21 protein-coding genes are annotated in these 23,280 nt (G+C 67.4%); 5 read left to right on the top strand and 16 right to left on the bottom strand.

Going from position 1 to position 23,280, the window contains the following annotated elements:
* Positions 1-259: 259 nt before the first annotated feature.
* The 3 genes from AMS67_RS16640 to AMS67_RS16630 all read right to left on the bottom strand — a co-directional run bounded on the left by AMS67_RS16640 (position 260) and on the right by AMS67_RS16630 (position 3,605).
* Positions 260-1,111, bottom strand: coding sequence for a tyrosine-type recombinase/integrase (locus tag AMS67_RS16640; RefSeq protein WP_162230869.1), 852 nt, complete (start codon positions 1,109-1,111; stop codon positions 260-262).
* A gap of 241 nt (positions 1,112-1,352) precedes the next feature.
* Positions 1,353-3,053: an ABC1 kinase family protein gene (locus AMS67_RS16635; protein ID WP_053388311.1), complete on the bottom strand. Its 1,701-nt coding sequence runs from the start codon at positions 3,051-3,053 to the stop codon at positions 1,353-1,355.
* Positions 3,054-3,056: 3 nt separating this feature from the next.
* Positions 3,057-3,605 (bottom strand): PadR family transcriptional regulator, encoded by a 549-nt coding sequence (locus AMS67_RS16630; RefSeq protein ID WP_053388310.1) that lies wholly within the window; start codon positions 3,603-3,605, stop codon positions 3,057-3,059.
* A gap of 116 nt (positions 3,606-3,721) precedes the next feature.
* On the opposite strand from AMS67_RS16630, the gene AMS67_RS16625 reads away from it, so the two are divergent.
* The gene (locus AMS67_RS16625) at positions 3,722-4,270 is read left to right on the top strand and encodes a YaeQ family protein (protein WP_053388309.1); all 549 of its coding nucleotides are present in this window, start codon (positions 3,722-3,724) and stop codon (positions 4,268-4,270) included.
* Between the two features lie 6 nt (positions 4,271-4,276).
* On the opposite strand, the gene soxR is transcribed toward AMS67_RS16625, so the two are convergent.
* Complete coding sequence (gene soxR, locus AMS67_RS16620; RefSeq protein WP_053388308.1) at positions 4,277-4,735, bottom strand: redox-sensitive transcriptional activator SoxR; 459 nt, start codon at positions 4,733-4,735, stop codon at positions 4,277-4,279.
* 55 nt (positions 4,736-4,790) lie between these two features.
* On the opposite strand from soxR, the gene AMS67_RS16615 reads away from it, so the two are divergent.
* Positions 4,791-6,263 carry an MFS transporter gene (locus tag AMS67_RS16615; protein ID WP_082305575.1) on the top strand — a complete coding sequence of 491 codons (1,473 nt, stop codon included), beginning with the start codon at positions 4,791-4,793 and terminating at the stop codon, positions 6,261-6,263.
* Positions 6,264-6,281: 18 nt separating this feature from the next.
* Here the strand turns inward: AMS67_RS16615 and AMS67_RS16610 are convergent, their stop codons facing one another.
* Complete coding sequence (locus tag AMS67_RS16610; RefSeq protein WP_241488126.1) at positions 6,282-6,878, bottom strand: DUF308 domain-containing protein; 597 nt, start codon at positions 6,876-6,878, stop codon at positions 6,282-6,284.
* A 169-nt stretch (positions 6,879-7,047) separates the two neighbouring features.
* Between AMS67_RS16610 and AMS67_RS16605 the strand changes: the two genes are divergently transcribed.
* Complete coding sequence (locus AMS67_RS16605; RefSeq protein ID WP_053388306.1) at positions 7,048-7,734, top strand: DNA-3-methyladenine glycosylase; 687 nt, start codon at positions 7,048-7,050, stop codon at positions 7,732-7,734.
* Here AMS67_RS16605 and AMS67_RS16600 read toward each other — a convergent pair.
* Positions 7,731-8,414, bottom strand: coding sequence for a response regulator transcription factor (locus tag AMS67_RS16600; RefSeq protein ID WP_053388305.1), 684 nt, complete (start codon positions 8,412-8,414; stop codon positions 7,731-7,733). The genes AMS67_RS16605 and AMS67_RS16600 overlap by 4 nt on opposite strands.
* Positions 8,411-9,787 carry a sensor histidine kinase gene (locus AMS67_RS16595; RefSeq protein WP_162230868.1) on the bottom strand — a complete coding sequence of 459 codons (1,377 nt, stop codon included), beginning with the start codon at positions 9,785-9,787 and terminating at the stop codon, positions 8,411-8,413. Before AMS67_RS16595 ends, AMS67_RS16600 begins: the two co-directional genes overlap by 4 nt.
* Positions 9,788-9,938: 151 nt before the next feature.
* Between AMS67_RS16595 and AMS67_RS16590 the strand changes: the two genes are divergently transcribed.
* Positions 9,939-11,519: an ABC transporter permease gene (locus tag AMS67_RS16590; RefSeq protein ID WP_053388303.1), complete on the top strand. Its 1,581-nt coding sequence runs from the start codon at positions 9,939-9,941 to the stop codon at positions 11,517-11,519.
* Between the two features lie 37 nt (positions 11,520-11,556).
* Complete coding sequence (locus tag AMS67_RS16585; RefSeq protein WP_206541780.1) at positions 11,557-12,291, top strand: ABC transporter ATP-binding protein; 735 nt, start codon at positions 11,557-11,559, stop codon at positions 12,289-12,291.
* On the opposite strand, the gene AMS67_RS16580 is transcribed toward AMS67_RS16585, so the two are convergent.
* The 9 genes from AMS67_RS16580 to pyrR all read right to left on the bottom strand — a co-directional run bounded on the left by AMS67_RS16580 (position 12,278) and on the right by pyrR (position 23,170).
* Positions 12,278-13,273, bottom strand: coding sequence for a DMT family transporter (locus AMS67_RS16580; protein WP_241488125.1), 996 nt, complete (start codon positions 13,271-13,273; stop codon positions 12,278-12,280). The two genes, AMS67_RS16585 and AMS67_RS16580, sit on opposite strands and share 14 nt — an antisense overlap.
* A 58-nt stretch (positions 13,274-13,331) precedes the next feature.
* The gene (gene gmk, locus AMS67_RS16575; protein ID WP_053388302.1) at positions 13,332-14,222 is read right to left on the bottom strand and encodes a guanylate kinase; all 891 of its coding nucleotides are present in this window, start codon (positions 14,220-14,222) and stop codon (positions 13,332-13,334) included.
* Positions 14,223-14,297: 75 nt separating this feature from the next.
* Positions 14,298-15,173, bottom strand: coding sequence for an orotidine-5'-phosphate decarboxylase (pyrF, locus tag AMS67_RS16570; protein WP_053388301.1), 876 nt, complete (start codon positions 15,171-15,173; stop codon positions 14,298-14,300).
* Entirely contained in the window at positions 15,173-18,460 is a 3,288-nt protein-coding gene (gene carB, locus AMS67_RS16565) for a carbamoyl-phosphate synthase large subunit (RefSeq protein WP_053388300.1), read from the bottom strand. The genes pyrF and carB overlap by 1 nt, the downstream gene beginning before the upstream one ends.
* 4 nt (positions 18,461-18,464) lie before the next feature.
* Positions 18,465-19,634, bottom strand: a complete 1,170-nt coding sequence (carA, locus tag AMS67_RS16560; RefSeq protein WP_193787098.1) for a glutamine-hydrolyzing carbamoyl-phosphate synthase small subunit — start codon at positions 19,632-19,634, stop codon at positions 18,465-18,467.
* 53 nt (positions 19,635-19,687) lie between these two features.
* Positions 19,688-20,245: a PH-like domain-containing protein gene (locus AMS67_RS16555; RefSeq protein WP_053388299.1), complete on the bottom strand. Its 558-nt coding sequence runs from the start codon at positions 20,243-20,245 to the stop codon at positions 19,688-19,690.
* Entirely contained in the window at positions 20,242-21,624 is a 1,383-nt protein-coding gene (locus AMS67_RS16550) for a dihydroorotase (RefSeq protein WP_193787094.1), read from the bottom strand. Before AMS67_RS16550 ends, AMS67_RS16555 begins: the two co-directional genes overlap by 4 nt.
* Positions 21,621-22,577, bottom strand: coding sequence for an aspartate carbamoyltransferase catalytic subunit (locus tag AMS67_RS16545; RefSeq protein WP_053388298.1), 957 nt, complete (start codon positions 22,575-22,577; stop codon positions 21,621-21,623). The genes AMS67_RS16550 and AMS67_RS16545 overlap by 4 nt, the downstream gene beginning before the upstream one ends.
* Entirely contained in the window at positions 22,574-23,170 is a 597-nt protein-coding gene (gene pyrR / locus AMS67_RS16540) for a bifunctional pyr operon transcriptional regulator/uracil phosphoribosyltransferase PyrR (RefSeq protein WP_053388297.1), read from the bottom strand. Before pyrR ends, AMS67_RS16545 begins: the two co-directional genes overlap by 4 nt.
* Positions 23,171-23,280 lie beyond the last annotated feature (110 nt).

The following is a 23,280-nucleotide window of genomic DNA, read 5'->3' as shown; positions in this document are numbered from 1 at the left end:
CGACAACGACAACGACAACGACAACGACAACGACAACGACAACGACAACGACAACGACAACGACAACGACAACGACAACGACAACGACAACGACAACGACAACGATCGCCACTCCCCCGGCGACACATCGAGCGACACGCCGAATGTCGCGACATCGACTCGCGACATGTCCCCATTACGCGCGACTCGCGACATCTATCGAGCTGTCAACGATGTCGCGTCTCTCCTCAATCTGCCGCCGACTGCTCCAGCCGGGGCCTCAAGCTGCAAGTGTCGCGTCGCGATCAATGTCGCGCAAATGTGTCGCGAGCACACTCATCGCCGCAAGGACATCCTCGGTTTGGACTCCCTGCGTTGGAGATTTCAAGAGCACCTTGTTGAGCCGATGCTCGATCACTTTTTGTTGCAACGATGTCGCCTCGACAATCGCAGCGAGCTGATGCGTGTCCACGAGCTTGTACACCTGAGCTGTCGCCAGCGACGCATGGCCCAACAGTTCCTGCACACCCCGAAGATCAACCGTCACCCGCAGCCCAAGACTCGCGGCCCGGTGACGCAGACTATGGGTGCTCCAATCATCGCCGAGGTACCGCTTCAACCACTTGTACACGGTGGCGGGGTGCAGGTGTCCACCGAACCGGCCTCGGAAGTAGAACTCTTGACGTCCCTGAATCGCTTCAATCTGCTCGAGCAGACTTAGCGTTAGAGCGTCGAGCGGAACCACGCGCTCTTTGGAACCTTTACCGGTCACCCGCAGCAGGTCTCCGTCACGGTTCATCGGGTGAGCGCTCGCGATCTCCGCACGGCGTAGCCCTTGCGCTGCGGCCAGGCTCAGCATGGCGGACTCGATCAAAGGGGCGCCGTCGAACGCTTCGATCACGACCTCTTCGGGTGCCGGCCGCGGGAGACACCTGGGAACTCTTACTACAGCTAGGTGCTTCGCCGGGTTGTTCTGAATGAGCTGTCGCTTACGAGCCCAGTAGAAGAAGATCCGATACGACGCGTACACCTTCTTGCGGTACGCCGCGGACCAATGCTCCGTGCACTCATCAATGAAGGTTTCGAGATTCTGCCGGCTGATCGCATCTGCGGGGCCGATCGCCGCGAGCAAGCGCCGCATGTCGCCGAGGCGCTGTTCGCGCGTCCCAGGTGATCGGCCTTGGCGAAGTAGATGCAGCCGGTACTCCTGCAGGAGCTTGGCGTCGTTCGGAAGTGTCACACCGCTGCGAGCGAGCGTGAATCTCGCGCATCTCGCCATTCGGAAAGAATCTCGACGGGGCTCCAAACTCATAATCCGTCGGTCGCGGGTTCAAGCCCCGCACGCCCTACTCCCGGATTTGCAGAGCCGCACATCAGCGCCGCAAGAATCCCACCAACACGGCGATGAACGGCACCGCCGCCGCGATCATGAGCACGGTACCGAGCACTGGCACTGCGCTGACCACCACGGCACCGGCAATCAGCAGGCCGGTGCCGGTGACCGCGGCGATGATCCGACGCTGCGCGGTTTCGAGCCGCTGCAGACGCCGCTCGAGACGGGGCAGGCGCACCTCGAGATCGTCATCGTCGATGCGGCTCAGGATCGCGTCGAGCCGCCCGGGCGCACGTGCAGCGGCCTGCATCGTCCGCAGCGCCCGCCCCGCGAAGTCGCGAACGAGGTTGCCGCGCTCCTCGCGAATGAGTTGTTGTGCGTAGGGTTCGACGGCGTCCCACAGGTTGAAGCGCGGGTCAAGCGCGCTGCAGACGCCTGACGTCAACGAGATCGCACGAACGATCAGCAAGAAGTTTTCGGGGAGCTGGAACGGGAGGGTGCGAATGACATCGCTGAACTGGCGGCCGAAGTCGCGAAACTCGCGCGGGTCGACGTCGCGGAGCTCCGCAAAACCCATGCCGCCGAAACGGGCGAAGAGCTGCGTCATCGCCCGCTCGAGCTCGGCGGTATCCGCGCTAGGCAGCAGCACACCGACCTCTTGCATGGCATTGACCAAACCGCGCCCGTCGCGCGAGGCCGCGGCGACGAGCAGCGACCGCAGAGCGGAGCGCGTGCCTGACGGAACCTCCCCCATCATGCCGAAGTCGATGAACGTGAGCCGCCAGTCGCCATCGGTCGGCGTGACGAAGACGTTGCCGGGGTGCGGGTCGGCGTGGAAGAAGCCGTGGGTGAAGAGTTGATCGAACATGACGCGCGCGAAGCGCAGCGCGACCTCATGGGGGTCGATGCCGGCAGCGCGCAGCGCGTCGACGTCAGTGATCTTGATCGCGGTGACGTCTTCGAGCGTGAGCACCCGCGTACTGCTGCGCTCCCAGACGATCTCGGGCACGCCCACTCCGGGGTCGTCCGCGAAGTACTCGCGGAAGCGTTCCGCATTCGCGGCCTCGTGCACATAGTCGATCTCTTCGAGACTTGTTGCCGCGAACTCTTCAACGAGCGCGGGCATGTCGACGCGTCGCGAGACGAGCCGCACATGACTCAGCCAGCGCCCCACCCGTCGCAGCGCTGCCAGGTCGACCGCGACTACTCCGTCAATGCCGGGCCGCTGCACTTTGAGCACCGCGCGCTCGAACCCGGCATCGGCCGCGAGTGCGCCACTGAGCACTGCGCGGTGCGCCTGGCCCAGTGAAGCCGCAGCGACGGGCGCCGGGTCGATCTCGGTAAACACCGAACCGAGCGAGACCCCGAGCTCGTGTTCCGCGAGACGCGTAATATCGGCGAACGACTCCGCCGGAACTTCGTCTTGCAGACCTTCGAGCTCGGCCGTCACCTCCGGAGGCAGCACGTCGAGCCGCGACGACATGAACTGCCCAACCTTGATCATGAGACCGCGGAGCTCAATCGCGAACCCGTGAAACGATCGCGCGAACCGCTGCATGCGCCGCGATCGCGTGCGCTCCGCGATGAACCCGAGACCGAACCGCGGCAGCACCAGTTCGAACCACCACGCCACCACGAGGTGCCGCGATGCGAATCGCAGTATTCGGCGGTACCGGGCCCGGTCGATCTCGGAGACCGCTGCAGAGCCCGAGCGCGACTCGAGCGGTCTTTCGACCGACACCCCTTAGTCCTGCGCCAAGATGCCGTACAGCTCCCGGCGTGCGCGCTCGAGCACATCAACCGCCTCGGTCACCTGCTCCGGAGTCCCGGTGCGACCGACCTGGGCCGCAGCCTGCGCGAGATCGAAGCCAGCCTGCGCAAGCGCGCCGTGACGTTTCGGCGAGTCGCCGGAGACAGCGGTCTTCCAGGGCGCTTCACCCTCGCCCTCGGCGACGGCATCGCGCCCGGCATCGGTGAGGGCGTACGTTTTGCGCCCGTTCGACTCCTCGGCCGTGATCAAGCCCTCGTCGGCGAGGAGCTGCAGCGTCGGGTACACGGAACCGGCGCTCGGCTTCCATGATCCGCCACTGCGCTGCTCGATCTCACGAATGATCTGGTAGCCGTGCATCGGCTCCTCGGCGAGCAGCGACAGCACTGCAGCACGCACGTCTCCGCGAGCGACTCGAGAACCGGCGCGCTTCTCGAACCCGCTGCGCAACTGGTCTACCGCCTCCCAGAGCGACTCCCCGGCAGCTCCCGGGGTGAATCCGAAACTTCCGAATGACTGATGCATGACCGCCTCCGATACTCGTTCGAACGATACTCAGCAACATAATCCGACATGCTGAGCGATACATGGGAGCCTGCTGCCAAAATGCTCGCCACGGCGAGCCCGTAGACTTGAGAGTTATGGCGATCGGATCGACGATGCACACTTTCGAGGTGGACCTGGCCGACGTGGACCGCGGCGTGTACGAGCAGTTCACGCTTCGGGTCGCGAAGCACCCCTCCGAGACCGAGGCGTTCATGGTGACGCGCATTTTGGCGTACTGCCTCGAGTACGTCGAGGGCATCGCTTTCGGTGGTGGCGTGTCCACGACCGACGAGCCCGCCGTGCTCGTCCGCGACCTCACCGGCGCGATGACCGCCTGGATCGAGGTCGGTGCACCCGATGCGGCGCGAGTGCATTCCGGGAGCAAGCTCGCCGAGCGAGCCGTCGTCTACACGCATCGCGATCCGGCGAAAGTACTCGCGGCGTGGTCGGGCAAGACGATTCACCGAGCCGACGATATTGTCCTCTTCGCCGTCGATTCCGCGCTCGTCGACGGCACCGTCGCAGCACTGGCGCGTCGCAACACCCTCACCGTGTCGCGCACCGAGGGTCAGGTGTACCTCGACCTCAACGGGAGCAGCATCGCGGGCACGGTCGACGAGCATCGGATCACCGACGCCCGATAAGCCCGTTCACTCGGGGTCGATCTCCGGCAGCAAGCGCGGCCCCGCTCCCTCAGCCCCGAGCGCATCCTCGGGGTTGAATACGCGGCACGTCCGCAATGAGAGACATCCGCAGCCGATGCAGCCGGTGAGCTCGCGTTCCATCCGTTCGATCTCGCGCCGACGGGCTTCGAGGCGGCCGCGCCAGTGCGCGCTGATGCGCTCCCAGTCGCGCTTGCTCGGCATTCGATCGTCGGGCAACCGAGCGAACTCAGCCGCCACCTCCGAGAGCGGGATGCCCATGCGCGCGGCGAGGCGAATGATCGAGACTCGGCGGAGCACGTGTCGCGCATACCGACGCTGATTGCCCGCGGTGCGCGTACTGGCGATGAGGCCCTCGCGCTCGTAGAAGTGGAGTGCAGACACCGCGACGCCGGTGCGTCGGGCAACTTCACCGACGGTAAGCAGGTCAGTGGGCGCTCGCGACACGGCCAACTCCTCTCCACTTGACCTCAACGTAACTTGAGGTTTTACCGTAGCTATCATGCCACTTGACACCTCAGAGATCCCGATCGCTTCAGACACCCAGCGAACCGAGGCGCGCCGCACCCCCGCACCAGGAAGCTGGGGCGAGCTCTTCAGCCCGCAATATCTGCCGGCCGCACTCGTGCTCGCCGGTGGCGTCGCGATGTACGCGACGAACGTGTACGTGACCGCAGCGCTGCTTCCCTCAGCCGTCGAGGAGTTCGGCGGAGCCCAGTACTTTGCCTGGGCGGCAACCGCGTTTCTCACCGCGTCGGTGATCACGTCGATGCTCGTCACGCGCACTATTGCGCGATTCGGGCCAGCCGTCGCCTACGTCGCGGCGTTTCTCGTGTTCGCTGCCGGCACGCTCGTGAACGCCGCATCGCCCGGCATGGAGGTCCTCCTGATCGGCCGCGCTGTGCAGGGCCTCGGCGGTGGCCTGCTCGCCGGCCTCGGCTACGCGGTCATTCGCTCCGCCCTCCCTGATCGGCTCTGGACGCGCGCGGCCGGGCTCGTCTCCGCAATGTGGGGCGTCGGCAATCTGCTCGGCCCGACACTCGGCGGGGTCTTCGCACAGCTGGGCTGGTGGCGCGGCGCCTTCGTACTGCTCGCCGTGATCGCGCTCGTGCTCGCTTGGGTGTCGCGGCGCGCCGTACCGGGTGCGCACACCGCAGGACACGAAAGCGCCTTCGTACCGCCCGTGCCGGTGTTCGCGCTCGTCTTGCTCGCGCTGGCCGCCGCCGCATTCAGTGTGACCGCGGTCCTCCCTCGTGGCGCGAGCACGGTCGTCGGCCTCGTCGTCGCAGCTGCACTGCTCGTCGCATTCGTGATTCGCGAGCGCCGGGCAGCGGCAACCGTACTCCCCCAGTCGACGTATCGTTCCGGCAACCCACTGAAGTGGGTGTACCTGACCCTGGGCCTGTTGAGCGCCGGAGCGATGACCGAAGCATTCATTCCGCTCTTCGGGCAGCAGTTGGCGGGGCTCTCCCCCATCACCGCCGGTTTTCTCGGTGCGGCGCTCTCCGTGGGTTGGACCGTTGCGCAGCTCAGCAGCGTGAATCTCACCTCGAACCGCAGCCGAAGCACCGTCATCGTACTGGGGCCGGCGCTCCTCGCAGTCGGTCTCGGCACCTATGCGGCATTGGTGACCGCAGACGCAGACGCGTGGCGCGTGGCAGCTTGGGCGATCGCGCTGTTCGCGGCCGGCTGCGGCATCGGCATGGCATTCCCGCATTTGAGCGTCGCCGCGATGCGCAGCACGGACGATCCTGTCGAGGGCGCGAAAGCCGCCGCCGGTGTGAGCACGACCCAGCTCATCGCGAACGCGGTGTCTTCAGCGGTGGTCGGCGTGCTCGTCGCGGCGGGCGGCCCGGGTGCGCTGGGCTCCGCCCGCGCGATGGCGGTCGGAATCGGCGCGGGTGCGGCACTGGGCCTGGTGACTGCCGTGCTGGCGATCCGCCGTCGCCCGTCGCCGGCATCGATGCGCGAGTAGGCCGGTTGCAGCGTCGATTCAGATGATGATCGTCGTGCGCGATGCGTCGTCAGGGCCGACGCCGGGCCGAGCCCGCGTCGCGCCCCAGGCAATCGCGATGCCGATGAGCACGAGAACGATGCCGCCCACAACCGCGGCGATCGCGAGCGCGACCCCTGGCCAGACCAGGGCGAGCACGCCCGCGACCACCAGCACGGCGCCGGGCACGATCGCCACACCGGGTCGCACCCTCGCGAATCGCATGCCGACCGCGAGCCACAGAGCCCCGATCGTGATGAGCCCGAAGCCGGCGAAACTCACGAGCGCGCGAGCCGTCGCCCCGGTGAATGCCATCGCGATCAGTCCCGCGACGATCAGCAGTGCGCCACCGATTCCTGCGGTGATCGACCCACGACCGCGCACCAGCACGGCGATGCCGTTGACGATGAGCGCCGTGCCGAAAAGCACGACCAGAATCCAGCTCGCCGAGAAGAACGGCCACACCACGAGGCCGACGCCGATCAGCGCAACGACCACGCCGATGGTGATCACCGTTGCTTTCGGAAAGCGGCGTCCGGGCTCGCCCGAAGCGCCTGCGTCACGGGGAGACGGGAACGGCATCGGAAACTGGGACACGGAGACCTCCGGGCAGTACTGTTCAACGGAGCGGTTCAACGCTGCGGGTGCGGCGTTGGCCCCATGCTATGCGTCGAGGTCGAGCAGAAGCCTCGAATTCGCAGGCTGATCGCCAGCAGCGTACGATTCGCGTCCCTGCACACGACGCAGTTTGCCACAATGGTGGGCGATGACCCCTGATGATTTCTCACGACCGGCGCTCGAGGTTGCGCCGATGCTGCTCGACGCGCTCCTGACGGTCGATGCGCCCGAGGGCGCAGTCTCGCTCCGCGTCACCGAGGTCGAGGCATACCACGGTGTCGGATCGCCGGGCCCACCAGACCTCGGGTCGCACGCACGAAACGGCAAGACTGACCGCAACGCATCGATGTTCGGCCCGCCCGGCCATGCCTACGTCTACTTCTCCTACGGCATGCACTTCGCGATTAATGTCGTGTGCTCGCCCGAGGGCACGGCTTCCGGGGTGCTGCTGCGCGCCGGCGAAGTACGGGCGGGCGCCGATCTGGCGCGGAGACGGCGCAGTGCCCGTCGACCTGAAGCGACACTTCAGCCCCGGCAGCTCGCGCGGGGCCCTGGCAATGTTGCCCAGGCACTCGGCATCCGCCGCGACGTGCACGACGGACACTCGCTGTTCGCGGCGCCGTTCAGCCTGGTACTCCCCGAATCCCTGGCGCCTCGCATCGCGCACGGGCCACGAGTCGGTGTTGCCGGTGCGGCGGGCGGGCCCGAGTTCCCGTGGCGATTCTGGATTCCGGACGACCCGACGGTGTCGGCCTTTCGCTCGGGTCGAGGTGCTCCACGGCCAGATGTCGTCGGCCATGTGTTCGACCCGCAGCCCCGCCGACCGTTCGCCTAGACTCCCGGGCTCAGTAGTCCGGTCTCGTACGCGAGAATGACGAGCTGCGCGCGGTCGTGAGCGTGCACTTTCGACATGATGCGGTTGACGTGCGTCTTCGCCGTGTGCGGCGAGATGACCAGCGACGTGGCAATCTCCTGGTTCGAGCGACCGCGCGCAACAAGCAGCAGCACCTCCCGTTCGCGCTCCGTGAGCAGCGCGAGTTCGGGGGCTGCCGCAACTTCGGCGCGCGGTACCGCGGGCATCACGTACCGCGTGATGAGGCTTCGCGTCGCAACCGGTGAGAGCAGCGCTTCCCCCGCGTGCACCGAACGAACCGCGCGCACGATGTCATCGGGCTCCGACCCTTTGCCGATGAACCCGCTCGCACCGGCGCGAAGTGCAGCGACCACGTAAGCATCTTCCTCAAAGGTGGTCAGCACCAGCACGTGCGTCGCCGCGTTCAACTGGTCTGCGCAAATCTGCTCGGTCGCGGCGATCCCATCGACGACGGGCATTCGAATATCCATGAGCACGACATCGGGGCGCAGGACCGCCGTGCGTTCTACCGCTTCGGCCCCGTTGGCAGCCACGCCCACCACCGCGATATCGAGGTGCCCGTCGAGAATGTCGCTCACGGCCTGACGAATCAACATCTGGTCATCGACCACGAGGACGCGAATGTTCCGGCTTGCGGTCATACGCGTGCCGCTTCCACCGGGAGACGCACCTCGAGCACATAGCGCGCGCCCCCGACGTCGTCAGCACTCGCGCCATTGACGGGACCCGCTGAGACGCTGCCACCGAGCGCCGCTGCGCGCTCGCGAATGCCGACGAGTCCGTAACCGCTCCATGCGGGGGCGCGGTGTGCGTCTCGGCGCGGTTCTGTGGGCACCGCGTTCGCAATGCGCACCGATACATGCGATGCGGAGATGTCGATGGAGCACTCGACCGGCCCATCTGCGCCGTGCTTCTGCGCGTTCGCGAGCCCCTCCTGCACGATCCGATAGGTGGCCACTCCGACCGCATCCGGTACCGACGATGCTGCACCGGTGATCGCCGAGTGCACCTCGAGGCCGCCGGCCCGAAGGTCGCTCACGAGCGCCGGGATACGCGCGATCCCGGGTTGCGGTGCGTCCGGAATTGCCTCGATGGCACGGTCAGCCGCTTCACCCGACGCTGCGATCTCCTCTGACCGAAGATGCCTGAGCAACTCGCCGATTTCTGAGAGCGCTCCGCGCGCTGAACTGCGGATCGTGCCCAGCGCCGACTCTGCGCGCTCCGGTCGGGTGCGGAGTGCGCTCGATGCGACGCCGGCGTTCAGGCTGATGACCGAGATCTGGTGGGCCACCGTGTCGTGCAGGTCACGCGCGATTCTGAGCCGTTCTTCGGAGACGCGACGCGACGCTTCGGCTTCACGGGTCTCCTCCGCGCGCCGTGCGCGTTCCGTTGCGGCTTCGAACAGTTCGCGGCGCGACCGCGCACTGTCGCCGAGCGCGCCGGCGATCGCTGCGGCGGCGGCCGCCTGCAACAGCCGAGGATCCGACGATTGCCAGTCTGTCACCGCGAAACTGATGACGAGGATCCATGCCGCGCTCACGCCGACCGTGACCGCCGTCACGATCCGCTCCGAGTGCGAGGCAAGACTGTAGGCGGCGATCGCGAGCGCGAGCATGGGGCCGAGCGTCGGCCAGCCAAGCCCACTGGCAAGGAAGAACAGGATCAGTGCGGCACCGAGCACGAACACGGGCCAGCGGAGTCGCAACGCGAGAATTCCTGCCGACACGACGATCAGCGCAACCAGCGCGAGATCCCACCACACCGGAACTTCGATCGCCCGACCGCCCCCAGGTGGACCGAATCCGGTCGGCGACCCTGCAGTTCCCGGGGAACCGGGGAAGCCGAAGAACCCAGTGCTCCCGGCGAACCCGCGGAGCGCGGGGAGTGCGGAGAGCACCCCGGCGACCACGACCACACCGACGACGATCACCTCGATCCGCCAGTTCGCATCACCGCCACGGAGCGCCCGAGCATCGTGCGAGGCAGGCGCAGAGGAGACAGGGAGAACCGACACGAGCACCAGTGTGCCCGTGGTTCCTATGGGAAGCATCCACCCGACGCGGCAGATCCGCGTACCGCAGATGCAGTACCCAGGTGCACCCGACGGGGTGACGCGCGGGAGTCTGACAGCCGCGAGACTCGCAGCAGCAACTGAAAGGACCTCCATGTATTGGACCATGCTCCGCAGCGAGCTGCTCGGCCGACGCCGTCAAACGATCGTCGTCGCCGTCGGCCTCGCCATCGCGATCGCACTCGTGATCGTCGTGTCATCTCTCTCGACCGGCATCAAGCAGGCGCAGACGCAAGCGCTCGAGGGGGTGACCGGCGTGGGCACCGATCTCACCGTCACAGGGGCAGCTGCGGAGCCCGGTCAGGGCGGCGGCGGTCCGCGCTTCGACTTCGGCTCCGAGTCGGGAGACACCGATGACGAAGGCACGACGCGGGTGACGCAGTCGAACCTCATGACGCAGCCGGGTCGCGGCACGCTGGATGCCTCGGCGGTGAGCACCATCGCCGAACTCGACGACGTCGCCGCCGCGACAGGCACGCTCAGCCTGACCAACACCTCGTTCTCGGGAGAACTCCCCGACATGTCGCAGACGAGTGACCCGGCTGCCGGTGCAGCCGCGACCGGCGATGCAGCGGGGAGCGCACCCGGCGGCTTCGGCGGAGGCGGCGGCGGCTTCGGCGGCGGATCGTTCGGCGTCGACAGCTTCAGCGTGCTCGGCGTCGATCCCGCGGCCACCGATGTGGGGCCCCTCTCGGCGACCGAAATCACCGATGGGCGCGCACTCACCGCGGATGACGCCGACGCACTCGTCGCCGTCGTCGACGCGAGCTACGCGACCGCCCAGGATCTCGCAGTCGGCGACACTCTGGAAGTCGGTTCGGACTCCGTCGAGATTGTCGGCGTACTCGCATCGACCAGCACCGACGCCGATGCCGCGGCCAACGTCTTCCTGCCGCTCGGCACCGCCCGTACACTCTCCGACTCCGATGACGTCGTGTCGACGGTGTACGTCGTTGCGAATGACTCCTCGTCGATCGACGGCGTGAAGGCAGAGATTGAGAGCGCCCTGCCCGGCGCGACGGTGAATTCGCAAGCTGACCTTGCCGCACAGGTTTCAGGTTCGCTGGCGAGCGCGTCATCACTGATCAGCAGCCTCGGCACGTGGCTCTCGATGATCGTGCTGGCCGTCGCCCTGGCGATTGCGGTGCTGCTCACCGGTGCCGGCGTCGCACGACGCACTCGCGAGTTCGGCACGCTGAAGGCCATCGGCTGGTCGAACGGACGCATCATCGGCCAGCTCGCCGGAGAATCGGGCATCCAGGCCCTCATCGGCGGCGCAGCGGGACTCGTGCTCGGCCTGGGAGCGATCGGGATCATCAACCTCATCTCGCCGACCTTGCAGGCATCGACGACGGCTTCGGGCACGGCTGGTGGCCCCGGCACCGGCGGCGGCATGCAGGGTGGCGGCATGCAGGGCGGCGGCATGCCCGGATCGGACGCTGCGGGGAGCACTTCGAGCAGCGATGCCGCAGGCGCCATGGGCGGATTCGGTGGCGGGGGGTTCGGCCAGAACGCCTCAAGCACGGCAGACATCGTGTTGCACGCACCCGTCACCCTCTGGGTCGTGCTCGCCGCGCTCGGCGTCAGCCTGCTCGGCGGCTTGCTCGCCGGCGCCTTCGCCTCGTGGCGCGCGGCCCGACTCAGCCCCGTCGAGGCACTGCGCGCCGTCGCGTGACTCACCGACCACACCACTTGCAGATCTGAGGAGCACCATGTCACTCACCACCACGGAGACAGCCGTTTCCGCATCACCGGATTCATCTCCAGCCCCCATCTACCGGCTCTCCGGCATTACCCGGCAGTACGAGAAGAAGGGCCAGCGAATCACGCCTCTGAGCGGTCTCGACCTCGACGTCGCCACCGGGGATTTCGCCACCATTCAGGGCCCGACCGGCGGCGGCAAGTCAACGCTGCTGCAGCTCTTAGGGGCGCTGGATCGCCCCACCTCCGGCACGATCACCCTCGATGGCACCGACCTCTCGCACCTCTCGGACGCCGAGCTCACGCGAGTGCGCAAAGAACGCATCGGATTCGTCTTCCAGTCGTTCAACCTGCTTCCCACGTTGACCGCAAGCGAGAATGTGGACACCGCGCTCGAGGGTCGGGGCATCTCACCCGCTGACCGCGCCGCGCGCGTCCGCGCGGCACTCGCGAGAGTCGGCCTCGCCGAGCGCGGCGAGCACCGGCCCATGGAGCTTTCGGGAGGTCAGCAGCAGCGCGTTGCGATCGCTCGAGCGCTTGTCGCGGAGCCGCACGTGCTGCTCGCCGATGAGCCCACGGGAAATCTCGATGAGTCGATGCGCGACGAGATTCTCGGCTTGCTCGAGCAGCTGAACGCCGAGGGGCTCACGATCATCGCGGTCACTCACGACTCGGCGGTCGCGAAGCGAGCGAAGCGCCGGTTGCGCCTCGAACACGGACGCATTCGCGATATTACGCGTTCGTAGAATTGCTCTCGTTCGTCTCGAGCGCGGACGCGCCACTTTGCGGATGGAACTTCGCGAGGCCGACTACTCCGATCACCGCGACCGCGCCCGAGACGACGAATGCGACAATGGCCCAGGCGGGGGCGCCGGCCGCCTCATCGAGCACGATAATGCCGATCAACACGGCAATGATGGGATCGATCACGGTCAGCCCGGCGACCACGAGATCTGGTGGACCGGACGAATAGGCGTTCTGCACGAAGACCATGCCCATGAGTGCGCCTGCGAGCAGCGCCGCGACGCAGACCCAGGTGAGCCATTCGAACTCCCCCTGCTGCAACCGACCAATGACCGCCTTCGCAAAGGTGGCGACGAAGCCGTAGAGCACCCCGGCACCGACGATGTAGATCAATGCGACACTGCGGTGGCGAAACCCGATGAAGAGCCCGAGAATCAGCGCGAAGACGACGCCGAATGTGATCAGAATTTCGATCAGTTTCGTGTCGGTCACGGGCTGATCGGAGGCCGTGAACGCCGCGATCGAGACGAAGACCACGATGCCGAGCACGGCGAGGCCGATCGACCAGCGCACACGCTTGCCCAGTTGCACGCCGCTCACCCGCGAATTCAGAATCGACGTGATCACGAGCCCGACGACGCCGATGGGCTGCACGATGATCAGCGGCGACAACGACAGCGATCCGATCTGGAATGCCACCGCGAGACCCAGAAACAGCGTGCCGACGACCCACGACGGGCGACGGAGCAGGTTGGCCACATGACGGAACGAGAGCCCCGAGCCGGCGCTCTCGCCGGTGATGCGCTCGACCTTGTTGAGTCCGCGCGACTGATACTGCGCGCCGAACGCGAGCAGTGCCGCACCCACGAGCGCGAGCGGAATACCCAAGAACTGCTTGGGGTCGAGCGTCGTCACCTCAGCCATCGCGTCGGCAAGACCAATGCTCGCGACGTGCGAGGCGGCGATGATCAGGCTCGAATGCACACCCTCACCCTAGCGGGTGCTGGTCGCCGTGACACTGCGGCTGGCCGCAGGGTTGCCGTTACCGGTCGCCCTCGTCCCCGCGCATCAGTTCTACGAGCCTCGCCGCAGCGCGCGGCACCTCGTCGTTCACGATGATCTCGTCGAACTCATCGGCCGCCGCGAGTTCGACCTTCGCCGTTTCCAGACGACGTGCACGCTCTTCCTCGTCCTCGGTACCGCGACCAACCAGACGATCAACCAGCTCGTCCCAGCTCGGCGGAGCAAGAAAGACCAGGCGGGCTTCCGGCATGCTCGCGCGCACCTGACGTGCACCCTGCAAATCGATCTCGAGGAGCATCAGCTCGCCGCGCTCTGCGGCTTCGACGACCGGGCGACGCGGGGTGCCGTAGCGGGAGCGGTTGTGCACCGTCGCCCACTCCAGCAGATCGTCCGCAGCGAGCATCCGATCGAACCCTTCGTCGTCGACGAAGTAGTAGTGGCGGCCGTGCTCCTCACCGGGTCGTGGGGCTCGCGTCGTCGCCGAGACCGAGAGCTTCACTTCCGGGTAATGCTCGCGAATATAGGTCGCGACCGTGCCCTTCCCGACAGCGGTCGGACCGGCCAGCACCGTCAGCGGCGGACGAGGGCCGACGCGCACGGTGCCAGTGCGATCCCGCACGAACGACTCGAGCCGATCGCGCTGCAGCTTGCCGAGACCGCCGAGGCGCTTGCGCTCGGAGATGCCGAGATCGTCGCGCACGCGCTCCGCTTTCACCGCCCCGATCGCCGGGAACGAGAGCAGGAAATCGGTAATGCGCAGGGACGCGGCCGGGGTGCCCGGCACACGCGACTGCTCCATCACCCGGAACGGGGACACCTCGCCGGAGCGGAGACGGCGCTTCAACTCGGCACGGGCCTGGCGTGCCGCGATGGCGGCACGGTTGGCCGCAACGCGATCCACCTCCGGCATCGTCCGTTCACTCGTCGTCAACAGTCCACTCCCCTGATATCCCTGTGCGCATTCGTTGCGTAGTCGGGTTACAGCCTAGGCCGCTTCGCCGCTCAACGCGAAGTGGATCGCTTCAGCGCGCTCGCGGATGCGGTCGCCGAGCCCGTCGGGGCCGCCCTGCAGGATGCTCCGGGACTCGTTCGCGAGCAGCGCGTGCCCGATGCCGCCGAAGATTTCTGCTGCGTCCTCGATGCGCGCACCCTGGTGCCCGAACCCTGGCGCCAGTACCGGCAGCGCCGGCCCAGCGGCCCGCTCGGCGGTCTCGATCTCGAAACTCGAGAGGTCCAGCGTCGCCCCGAGCACTACGCCGACGGAGCCGACCGAAGCGGCACCGGATACCGCGTGTTCGGCGTTCCAGGCCTCCGCATCCGCCACCATCGCCGCAGCGACCGTATGGCCATCGGCGCGGCGCGCACGCTGCACGTCGACCGCTTCAGGGTTCGAGGTCGCTGCGAGCACGAACAGACCTTTGCCGTTCTCCGTCACGTGACGGAGCGCACCATCGAGCGTGCCGAAGCCCTGATACGCGACCACCGTCATGGCGTCGGCTTCGAGCGGAGATCCCGGCGCCAACCAGGTGTCGGCGTACGCACCGAAGCTCGACCCGATATCGCCGCGCTTCACGTCGGCAACGACCAGCACGCCGGCCTCACGCGCATCCGCGAACACCCGCTCGAGCGCCGCAAACCCCGCCGAACCGAAACGCTCGAAGAACGCGATCTGCGGTTTCACACAGGCCGCGACCCCGGCAGCGGCGGCGACCACGTTGCGCCCCATGCGCTCGGCCCCCGCCGCATCGTCCGCGACACCCCAGGCGTCGAGTAACGGCCCATGCGGGTCGATACCGGCGCACAGGTGCCGGCCCGCAGCGAACTCTGCCGCGAGCCGGTCACCGAATGTCGTCGACGTCATCAGCCGGCGAGCGCCGCGTCGCGGTCGGCCTGGTACTCCTGCAGCGACTTCACGTCGAACCCGACACGCTGCGCCGAGATCGCCCCGACCGCGGCCGACAGCTCGGACACCGTGGTGAAGATCGGCTTGTCTGCTGCCACCGCTGCGGCGCGGATCTCGTAGCCATCGGCACGCGCCGAGCTGCCCGACGGCGTATTGATGATCATGTCGATCTCGCCGCGGTTGATCAGATCGACGATCGTGTCGCCGTCGGCGCCGGCGCTGTGCTTGCGCACAACCTCGGAATCGATGCCATTACGGCCGAGCACCACCTGGGTACCCTGCGTCGCGAGAATGCGGTAGCCGAGCTCCTGCAACCGCAGCGCGGGGAGCACGATGGAGCGCTTGTCGCGATCCGCCACCGACAAGAACACGGTTCCGCTCTGCGGCAGCTCGCTGCCGGCCGCCGACTGGCTCTTCGCGAACGCGGTCGGGAAGTCGCGGTCCATGCCCATGACCTCACCGGTGGAGCGCATCTCGGGCCCGAGCAGCGAGTCGACCACGAGGCCCTCGTTGGTGCGGAATCGCTTGAAGGGCAGCACGGCCTCCTTCACCGCGATCGGTGCGTCGATCGGGGCGCGCGAACCGTCGCGCTCGGGCAGCAGGCCCGCGGCGATGAGCTCGGCGATGCTCTCACCCGCCATGATGCGCGAGGCGGCCTTGGCGAGCGGGATCCCGAGCGCCTTCGACACGAACGGCACGGTGCGCGATGCGCGCGGATTGGCCTCGAGCACGTAGAGCACGCCCTGGCCGATCGCGAACTGCACGTTGAGCAGCCCGCGAACCCCGATCCCCTCGGCGATGCCGAGCGTGGCCTCGCGCACCTGGGCGATCTGGTCGTGGCCGAGCGTGACGGGCGGCAGGGTGCAGCTCGAGTCGCCCGAGTGCACGCCGGCCTCCTCGATGTGCTCCATCACGCCGCCGACGTACAGCTGCTCGCCATCGTAGAGCGCATCGACATCGATCTCGATCGCGTCATCGAGGAAGCGATCGACGAGCAGCGGGTGGCCGGGGCCCACGAGAGCGTGGCCCTCGATGCGACCGAAGTAGCCGTGCAGCGACTCCGTGTCGTAGACGATTTCCATGCCGCGGCCGCCGAGCACGAACGACGGGCGCACGAGCACGGGGTAGCCGATCTCCTCGGCGATGCGGATCGCACCCTCTTCGTCGATCGCCGTGCCGTTGCGCGGCGCAAGCAGACCCGCGCGCTCCAGGATGCGAGAGAATGCTCCACGCTCCTCGGCCAGGTCGATCGCCTCGGGCGTGGTGCCCAGAATCGGGATCCCGGCATCCTTCAGCGGCTGCGCGAGCCCGAGGGCCGTCTGCCCGCCGAGCTGCACGACGACGCCCAGCAGTTCTCCCGACGCCTGCTCGGCGTGGATGACCTCGAGCACGTCTTCGAGCGTCAGCGGCTCGAAGTACAGGCGATCCGAGGTGTCGTAATCCGTCGACACCGTCTCGGGGTTGCAGTTGATCATGATCGTCTCATAGCCCGCGTCAGACAGCGCGAACGACGCGTGCACGCACGAGTAGTCGAACTCGACGCCCTGGCCGATGCGGTTCGGGCCGGAGCCGAGAATGACGACCTTCTTGCGGTCGCTCGGCGCGACCTCGGTCTCGAAGTCGTACGACGAGTAGTGGTACGGCGTGAGCGCCGGGAACTCGCCCGCGCAGGTGTCGACCGTCTTGAAGACGGGGCGCAGGCCGAGCCCGTGACGCAGGCCGCGGATCTCGGACTCCGAGACGCCGCGGATCGCAGCGATCTGCACGTCGGAGAACCCGTGATCCTTCGCCTCGCGCAGCACCTCGAGCGTGAGCTGCGGCGCCTGCTTCACGGCCTCCGCGACCTCGTTGATGAGCTGGATCTGGTCGAGGTACCAGGGATCGATCGCGGTCGACGCGAACACCTGCTCGATGGTCGCGCCGAGGCGCAGCGCCTGCTGCACGTCCACGATGCGGCCATCGGTCGGGCGCTTGATGATCTCGAGAATCTCGGCGACCGGGCGGGTCTCTTCGCCCCAATGGAACGAGGTGCCGCGCTTCTCGAGCGAGCGGAGCGACTTCTGCAGCGCCGTCGTGAAGTTGCGACCGATCGCCATCGCTTCGCCGACCGACTTCATGGTGGTGGTGAGCGTGTCGTCGGCGGCGGGGAACTTCTCGAACGCGAAGCGCGGGGTCTTCACGACGACGTAGTCGATCGACGGCTCGAAGCTCGCCGGGGTCTTCTGCGTGATGTCGTTCGGAATCTCGTCGAGGCGGTAGCCGAGTGCGAGCTTCGCGGCGATCTTCGCGATCGGGAAGCCGGTGGCCTTCGATGCGAGCGCCGACGAGCGCGAGACGCGCGGGTTCATCTCGATGACGATGATGCGGCCGGTCACGGGATCGACGGCGTACTGAATGTTGCAGCCACCGGTGTCGACGCCCACGCGGCGAATGATGTCGATGCCGATATCGCGCAGCTTCTGGAATTCGCGGTCGGTCAGCGTGAGCGCGGGCGCGACCGTGATCGAGTCACCGGTGTGCACGCCCACGGCGTCGACGTTCTCGATCGAGCAGACGACCACCGTGTTGTCGGCGGTATCGCGCATGAGCTCGAGCTCGTACTCTTTCCAGCCCAGGATCGACTCTTCGAGGAGCACCTCTGTAGTCGGGCTGTAGTGGAGGCCGTCGCCAGCGATGCGCACGAGCTCTTCCTCGGTGTAGGCGAAGCCCGAACCGAGACCGCCCATGGTGAACGAGGGGCGCACGACGAGGGGGTACCCCAGATCCTTGGCGAACTCCTTCGCCTCCTCGATCGTGTGCGCGATGTGCGAGCGCGCCACGTCCGCGCCCGATTCGAGCACGAGCTCCTTGAAGATCTGGCGATCCTCACCGCGCTGAATCGCGTCGACCTTGGCGCCGATGAGCTCGACACCGTGCTTCTCGAGAATGCCACGATCGTGCAGTGCGATCGCCGCGTTGAGTGCCGTCTGGCCACCGAGCGTCGGCAGGATCGCATCGGGGCGCTCCTTGATGATGATGGACTCGATGACCTCGGGGGTGATCGGCTCGACGTAGGTCGCATCGGCGAAGTCCGGATCGGTCATGATCGTCGCCGGGTTCGAATTCACCAGGATGACGCGCACGCCCTCCTCGCGGAGCACGCGGCACGCCTGGGTGCCCGAGTAGTCGAACTCGCAGGCCTGACCGATGACGATCGGGCCCGAACCGATGACGAGAACGGAGTTGATGTCTGAACGCTTGGGCATGTCTTTAGGCCTCCGTGGCGGTGGTCTTGCGCTCGGTGACCAAAGCGCGGAATCGATCGAAGAGGTAGAACGCGTCGTGCGGGCCGGCGGCCGCCTCGGGGTGGTACTGCACCGAGAACGCGGGGATGTCGAGGCACTCGAGGCCCTCGACGACCTGGTCGTTGAGGCTGAAGTGGCTCACCTGCACGCGACCGAAGCCCTCGGGCGCATCGATCTCGCCCTCGATGGGCGCGTCGACGGCGAAGCCGTGGTTCTGCGCGGTGATCTCAACGCGACCGGTGCGCTTGTCGAGCACGGGCTGGTTGATGCCGCGATGACCGAACGGCAGCTTGTAAGTACTGAAGCCGAGCGCGCGACCCAGCAGCTGGTTGCCGAAGCAGATGCCGAAGTAGGGCACGCCGTCGCGCAGCAGTTCGCGCAGCACGACGACCTGCGCATCGCTCGCTGCAGGATCGCCGGGACCGTTCGAGTAGAACAGCGCGTCGGGCGCGATCGCGCGGATCTCCTCGAGCGACGTCGACGCAGGCAGCACGATGACGTCGAAGCCGTGCTCCGACAGGTACTGCACCGTGGCGCGCTTGATCCCGAGGTCGAGCACCGCGATCGAGCCGACGCGGTCAACGCCCTCGGCTGCCGGCACGTCGTAGCGCTCCGGGGTCGTGACGGCCTCGGAGAGGTTCTTGCCGGCCATCGACTCCTGCTCGCGCACGAGTTCGAGCTGCGCCTCGTCCGAGAGATCGAAGTCGGCTCCCGAGAACACGCCTGCGCGCATGGCGCCGGCCGAGCGGATGTGGCGGGTGATCGCGCGCGTGTCGACACCGGAGATGCCCACGACGCCGTCATTCACCAGGTCCTCGTCGAGCGAGCGCTCCGCACGGAAGTTCGACACGCGCCGCGCGGGGTCGCGGACGATGAACCCGGCGACCCAGATCTTGCGCGACTCCATGTCGGTGTCGTTCACGCCCGTGTTGCCGATGTGCGGTGCCGTCATGAGCACGATCTGCCCGGCGTACGACGGGTCCGTCAGAGTCTCCTGGTACCCCGTCATGCCCGTTGAGAACACAACCTCACCGAGCGTGCGCCCGGTCGCCCCGTATGCGCGCCCCACGTATCGTCGGCCGTCTTCCAGCACCAGCACGGCGTTGCCCGTGGGCACCGCCGCAGCCGGGGGCACGGTGACGCCTTCGGGCGTCACGGCGGTTGCCGTCTCTTCGGTCGTGTTCGTGGTCACGCATCCTCCTGGGTGGTGTGGGAAGGGGTATGGGTCTGAGAAGCCGGCGCAGCTGGGTCGGCCAGCGCAGCCGGTGAGAGTGCGGCGATGGCGCGCTCGAAGCGCACCTGTTCGGCGGGATCGGTGAAGCGGAAACTCGATTCGACCTCGCGGCCCTCGGTTGCCCGCCACTGCAGTAGTGACAGGCCATCGCGCTCGACTGCCTTGCCGACGCGGCGACTCGCGACACCGAAGCCGAGCACTCGATTCGCCGGCAGGTGCACGGGCGACTCGCCGGTCACCGCGACCGTGACGCCGTCGGCACGGACGGTCAGGTCAGCGAAGCCCTTGTAGCGCAGGCCCGGAATCGACAGCCGCTCGAGCGGCGCACCGATCGGGGTCGTCGAGACGTAACTCGCGTGCGGGAACTCGGCGAGCACTGCGCCGACCAGCACCGCGCCGTGCTCGGCGAAGCTGCCGTGGCGACGTGCTCGCGCACGCCATCCGAGCCACATGCCGAGCAGAATGACTGCCGCAATAGCGATCATGATGATCGCGAAAGTGCCGCGGCTCACCGGGCGGCTCCTGCGGCAGCCACGGTTTCGGCGGCGACGAGCTCTCCGTCGTCGACCGTGAGATACCCGCGGCGCACGGTGTAGGCGACCCGGCCGGGCAGCTCCATACCGAGGAACGGCGAGTTCACACTCTGACCGCGCAGGTGGTCGGTCGAGAACGTGCTCGTGCCGCTCGGGTCGACGAGCACGAGGTCGGCGGGCTGGCCCGCTTCCAACGCACTCGGGTGCCCCTCGAGTCGGCCGATCTCGGCCGGGCGCTGCGAGAGCAGCATCTCGAGCTCGGCCCAACTCGCGTGCGCCTCCTGCACGAGGGTGAGCAGCGCGATCGGCAGGGCGGACTCGAGGCCGACCATGCCGAACGCCGCGGCGTCCCACTCGCAGTCTTTCGCTTCGACCGGGTGCGGCGCGTGGTCCGTCGCGATGATGTCGATGATGCCGTCGGCGACCGCCGCACGCAGGGCGCGCACGTCTTCCTCGCGACGCAACGGCGGATTCACCTTGTACCGCGCGTCGTAGCTGCGCGCGAGCTCCTCGGTGAGAATCAGGTGGTGCGGCGTCACTTCAGCCGTCACCTGCACCCCGCGGGCCTTGGCCCAGCGAATCACCTCAACCGAGCCCGCCGTCGACAGGTGGCAGATGTGCAGACGCGCGCCGATGTGCTCGGCGAGCAGCACGTCACGGGCGATGATCGACTCTTCGGCGACCGCGGGCCAGCCCTTCAGCCCGAGCTCGCTCGACAGCGCCCCCTCGTTCATCTGGGAGCCCTCGGTCAGGCGCGGGTCTTGCGCGTGCTGCGCGATCACACCGTCGAAGGTCTTCACGTATTCGAGGGCCCGACGCATGAGCAGCGGGTCGTGCACGCACTTGCCGTCGTCAGAAAACACGCGCACGGCGGCGCGCGAGTCGGCCATCGCGCCGATCTCGCTGAGGCGCTCCCCCGCGAGATCTTCGGTGACCGCCCCGATGGGGCGCACCGTCGCGTAGCCCGCCGCATCGCCGAGTGCCTGCACCTGCTCCACGACGCCCGCCGTGTCTTGCACGGGCAGCGTGTTGGCCATTGCGAAAACGCTCGTGAAGCCGCCCGCAGCGGCCGCGCGCGTGCCCGTGAGCACCGTCTCCGACTGTTCGAACCCGGGCTCGCGCAGGTGGGTGTGCAGGTCGACCAGACCGGTGAGGGCAACGAGTCCCTCCGCGTCGATGACGCGCTCGCCCGCACGGGGCTCGAGACCGCCCGCGGCCTGGGTCGCGCGCTCGACGATGACGCCGTCGGCGATCCGCAGATCCACCGCCGCCGCATCGAACACCTGCTGCCCGCGCTGCGTGAGCGCGCCGGCCAGTCGGGCGCCGCGGATGAGAATTCCTGAGGTCGTGTCGGTCATGCCTGCTCCGTTCGCTCGCCGGAAAGTAGAAGATAGAGGGCCGCCATGCGCACCGAGACGCCGTTGGCGACCTGCTCGAGCACCGTGGATCGCGCCGAGTCGGCAGCGCTCGACGAGATCTCGAGACCGCGGTTCATCGGGCCAGGATGCATCACAATCGCGCGCTCGGTGAGTGTCGCCAGGCGCGCGTCGTCGAGGCCCCAGATGCGCGCGTATTCGCGCTCGTTCGGGAAGAAGGCGGCGTGCATGCGTTCGCTCTGGATGCGCAGCATCATGACGACGTCGGGCTGCTCCTCGCGCAGCGCGGTGTCGAAGGAGTGGTGCACGGTCACCGGCCACCCTCGGGCGCCGTAGGGCAGCAGCGTCTCGGGAGCGACGAAGCTCACGTGGGCGCCGAGCGCCGTGAGCAGCCAGAGGTTCGACCGAGCGACCCGCGAGTGGGCGATATCGCCCACGATCACGACGGACACCCCATCGAGATCGCGGCCGCGGCTCGCGTCGCCGAACAAGCGACGACGCATCGTGAACGCGTCGAGCAGCGCCTGCGTGGGGTGCTCGTGCGTACCGTCGCCCGCGTTGAGCACTCCGGCATCGATCCAGTTGCTGCTGGCCAGCTTCGCCGGCGCACCCGAGGCGGGGTGGCGGATCACCACACCGTCTGCACCGATCGCCTGCAGGGTTTGCGCCGTGTCTTTGAGCGATTCGCCCTTCGACACCGACGATCCTTTGGCGCTGAAGTTGATGACGTCGGCGCTCAGACGCTTCGCGGCAGCCTCGAACGAGATGCGGGTGCGCGTCGAGTCCTCGAAGAAGAGGTTCACGACGGTCTTGCCGCGCAGGGTGGGGAGTTTCTTGATCTCGCGCTGCTGCGTCGCCGCCATGTCTTCTGCGGTGTCGAGAATCAGGATCGCGTCGTCGCGCGACAGGCTCCGCGTGTCGAGCAGGTGCCTCATGCGGTGGGCTCCGTGCTCGCTCCGGGCTCGACGCTGGCGCGACCGTCAGCGGGGGTCGCGACCTCCGAGGTAATGGTCACCTCGTCAACGCCGTCGTGCTCCTCGAGTCGCACCGCAATGCGCTCGTGCTTCGCGCTCGGCAGGTTCTTGCCGATGTAATCCGCGCGAATGGGCAGCTCGCGGTGGCCGCGGTCGATCAGCGCGGCGAGGCGGACGACCTGCGGCCGCCCGTGATCATTCAGCGCATCGAGCGCTGCGCGCACGGTACGACCGGAGTACAGCACGTCGTCGACCAGCACGACCGTCGCGCCGTCGACGCCGACGACCGGCATCTCCGTCGGGTGCGGCGCACGCGTCGGGTGCTGCGCCAGATCATCGCGGTACATGGTCACGTCTAGGCTGCCGACGGGTACGTCAACGCCCTCGATGCGCGAGATGATGTCACCGATGCGTCGGGCGAGGTGACTGCCGCGGGTCGGAATGCCCACGAGAACGAGCCCCTCGACGCCCTTGTTAGCCTCGATGATTTCGTGCGAGATTCGGGTCAGCGCACGCGAGATTTCAGCGCCTTCCAGCACCGTTCGCGTTCCCATTAACCGAGCCCCCCTTCCCCGCCTCACGGGACGGAATTTAAAGAAAAGCTTGCAACCCCGCCAGCCTACCGCATCTGCAGGTCCCGATCGTGCGCTCCATCCGCGAGAAC

It is taken from the genome of Leucobacter japonicus, assembly GCF_001273855.1.
GTDB classification, from domain to species: Bacteria; Actinomycetota; Actinomycetes; order Actinomycetales; family Microbacteriaceae; genus Leucobacter; species Leucobacter japonicus.
This window is presented reverse-complemented; position numbering and strand designations above follow the sequence as displayed.

Excerpts from the sequence above, each read along its gene's own strand:
- AMS67_RS16615 (WP_082305575.1), top strand. The coding sequence starts at position 4,791 with ATGCCACTTGACACCTCAGAGATCCCGATCGCTTCAGACACCCAGCGA.
- AMS67_RS16545 (WP_053388298.1), bottom strand. The coding sequence starts at position 22,577 with ATGAGGCACCTGCTCGACACGCGGAGCCTGTCGCGCGACGACGCGATC.
- AMS67_RS16590 (WP_053388303.1), top strand. The coding sequence starts at position 9,939 with ATGTATTGGACCATGCTCCGCAGCGAGCTGCTCGGCCGACGCCGTCAA.
- gmk (WP_053388302.1), bottom strand. The coding sequence starts at position 14,222 with ATGCCGGAGGTGGATCGCGTTGCGGCCAACCGTGCCGCCATCGCGGCA.
- pyrF (WP_053388301.1), bottom strand. The coding sequence starts at position 15,173 with ATGACGTCGACGACATTCGGTGACCGGCTCGCGGCAGAGTTCGCTGCG.
- AMS67_RS16625 (WP_053388309.1), top strand. The coding sequence starts at position 3,722 with ATGGCGATCGGATCGACGATGCACACTTTCGAGGTGGACCTGGCCGAC.
- AMS67_RS16605 (WP_053388306.1), top strand. The coding sequence starts at position 7,048 with ATGACCCCTGATGATTTCTCACGACCGGCGCTCGAGGTTGCGCCGATG.
- carB (WP_053388300.1), bottom strand. The coding sequence starts at position 18,460 with ATGCCCAAGCGTTCAGACATCAACTCCGTTCTCGTCATCGGTTCGGGC.
- AMS67_RS16600 (WP_053388305.1), bottom strand. The coding sequence starts at position 8,414 with ATGACCGCAAGCCGGAACATTCGCGTCCTCGTGGTCGATGACCAGATG.
- pyrR (WP_053388297.1), bottom strand. The coding sequence starts at position 23,170 with ATGGGAACGCGAACGGTGCTGGAAGGCGCTGAAATCTCGCGTGCGCTG.
- AMS67_RS16630 (WP_053388310.1), bottom strand. The coding sequence starts at position 3,605 with ATGCATCAGTCATTCGGAAGTTTCGGATTCACCCCGGGAGCTGCCGGG.
- AMS67_RS16550 (WP_193787094.1), bottom strand. The coding sequence starts at position 21,624 with ATGACCGACACGACCTCAGGAATTCTCATCCGCGGCGCCCGACTGGCC.
- AMS67_RS16585 (WP_206541780.1), top strand. The coding sequence starts at position 11,557 with ATGTCACTCACCACCACGGAGACAGCCGTTTCCGCATCACCGGATTCA.